This is a genomic window from Streptomyces aurantiacus JA 4570, from assembly GCF_000414115.1.
Lineage (GTDB): Bacteria > Actinomycetota > Actinomycetes > Streptomycetales > Streptomycetaceae > Streptomyces > Streptomyces aurantiacus_A.
In genome coordinates this window covers 1-2,261 of record NZ_AOPZ01000443.1, presented here as the reverse complement: position 1 = coordinate 2,261, position 2,261 = coordinate 1, and the positions used below count along the sequence as shown (strand labels likewise).

Annotated in this window: 1 protein-coding gene and 1 pseudogene; both read left to right on the top strand. The window is 76.6% G+C overall.

The window, feature by feature from the left end:
* The first annotated feature begins 89 nt into the window (after positions 1-89).
* A pseudogene (locus STRAU_RS33855) lies at positions 90-1,506 on the top strand (MGH1-like glycoside hydrolase domain-containing protein).
* Positions 1,499-2,261, top strand: a 763-nt coding sequence (locus STRAU_RS33850; protein WP_037663704.1) for a glycogen debranching N-terminal domain-containing protein, incomplete at its 3' end; no start/stop codon positions are given. The pseudogene STRAU_RS33855 and the gene STRAU_RS33850, both read left to right, overlap by 8 nt.

Below are 2,261 nucleotides of genomic sequence, written 5' to 3'. Positions count from 1 at the left end.
CGGGCGCCGCCCCCGCCGCGCTCCGCGAACGTGCCGCCCGCGTCCTCGCCGCCAACTGGACCGGCACCTCGACCGTCCCGTCCCGGGAGCTGTATCCGCACCAGTGGTCCTGGGACTCCGCGTTCATCGCCATCGGGCTGCGCCATCTCTCCCCGCTGCGCGCCCAGTTGGAGCTGGAGACGCTGCTGTCCGCGCAGTGGGCCGACGGCCGGGTTCCGCACATCGTGTTCAATCCCTCCGTCCCGCTCGACGCGTATTTTCCGAGCCCCGACTTCTGGCGCTCCACCACGGCGGGGCGCGCGGCGGGCGCGCCCGGCGGCGCGCAGACCTCCGGCATCGTGCAGCCCCCCGTGCACGCCCTCGCCGCGTGGCTGGTCCACCTGGCCGACCCCGGCCTGTCCCGGGCCCGCTCCTTCCTGCCGCGCCTGCACCCACGCCTCGCCGCCTGGCACCGGTTCCTGCTGCACCACCGGGACCTCGGCGGCGCGGGGCTCGCGGCGGTCGTCCACCCCTGGGAGCAGGGCATGGACAACAGCCCTTGCTGGGATGCCCCGTTGAGCCGCGTGGCACCCGCGCGAGCGCGTACGTTCCGGCGCGCCGACCTGGACCACGGCTCACCGCAGGACCGGCCGACGGATCTGGACTACGGGCGGTATGTGCGGCTCGCGGCGGACTACCGGGACGGGGGGTACGGGGCGGGGGCTGGGCCCGGTGGGGCCGGGGCCGAGGTAGCGCTCGGCGCGAGTGGTTTCGCCGTCGAGGACCCGTCGTTCAACGCCCTCCTGATCGCCTCCGAGCATGCGCTCGCCCGGATCACCGGCGAGCTCGGCGTGCCCGCGACGGCCCGGCACGAGCGCGCGGAGCGGCTCACGCGGGCCCTGGTGGAGCGGCTGTGGGACCCGGCGGACGGGATCTTCCGGTGCCGGGACCTGCTCGCCGGGGGTGCTCACGCGGGCGGGGGCGGGCCCTCGCCCGAGGGTCCTCCGGCCGCCGAGCGTCCGCCGACCGCCGAGGGCGCGCTCGTCGCCGAGCGCGGCGTGACCGGCCTCGTGCCGCTCGTGCTGCCGGGGCTGCCCCGGGACATCGCCGCGGCCCTGGTGCGCACCGCGTGCGGGCCGCACTTCGAGCTCGGCGGGCGGGCCCGCCGGCGACCGAGATCTGCTCAGCCCCGCCTTCGACCCGCAGCGCTACTGGCGCGGGCCCGCCTGGTTCAACACCAACTGGCTCCTTGAGCGCGGGCTGCGGCTGCACGGCGAGCGGGAGCGCGCGGACCTGCTGCGCGCGGCGCTGCTCGACACGGCGTTGACCTCGGAATTCGCCGAGTACGTGGATCCGTACACCGGAGCGGGATGCGGCGCCCGCGGCTTCAGCTGGAGCGCGGCGCTCGCCCTCGACTTGAGCGTGCACGGGGACGTGGGCGGGCGCGGAGACGTGGGCGTGGGCGTGGGCGTGCACAGGGATACGACAGCGGGGCCTGGTTCGGACGAAGGGGCTCGGAATGACTGACCGGCAGCATCAACTGCTCGTGTACGGCGCGACGTTCGCGGCGGTGGGCGCGGGCGGCGACATCCGGGGCGTGCCCGGCGGCACCGCCCCGGACGGGCTGTTCGTGCGCGACGCGCGGCACCTGAGCCGCTGGCAGCTCACGGTGGACGGCGCCGTCCCCGAGGTGCTCACCCCGGTGACCGCCTCGGTGCCGGGCACGTCCGCCGCGGGCACCGACACCGGCGTGGCGCGCTGCGTCCTCGTGCCGCGCGGCGGCCGCCAGGAGCCGCCCGCGTACACGCTCTTCCGTGAACAGGCCGTCGTGGACGGCGCGTTGATCGAGGCCCTGCGCATCACCAGCAACCGCCCGGTGCCGACGACGCTGCGGCTCGCGCTGACCGCCGACGCCGACTTCACCGATCAGTTCGAGCTGCGCTCGGACCACCGTACGTACGCCAAGGCGGGGGCGGTCCGGTCGCGGCGGGTGCTGACGGCGGACGAGGGCGCGGATGCCGAGGAGAGCGGGCGCGCTCCCAGGAAAGGGACCAGCCAGGGCCGCGTCGAGGGCGTCGAGTTCGGCTACCGGCGCGGCGACTGGATCGCGCGGACCGCCGTCACCGCCGAGCCCGCCCCGGACGCCGTCGAGGAGACCGGCACCGGCGCCCGGCGCCTGGTGTGGACGCTGGAGCTGGAGGGGCACGGGTCGGCCGACATGGCCCTGACCGTCACGGCGGGGCCGGGCGCCGCGCCGCCGCGGCCCGCCCCGCCCCGCTCCC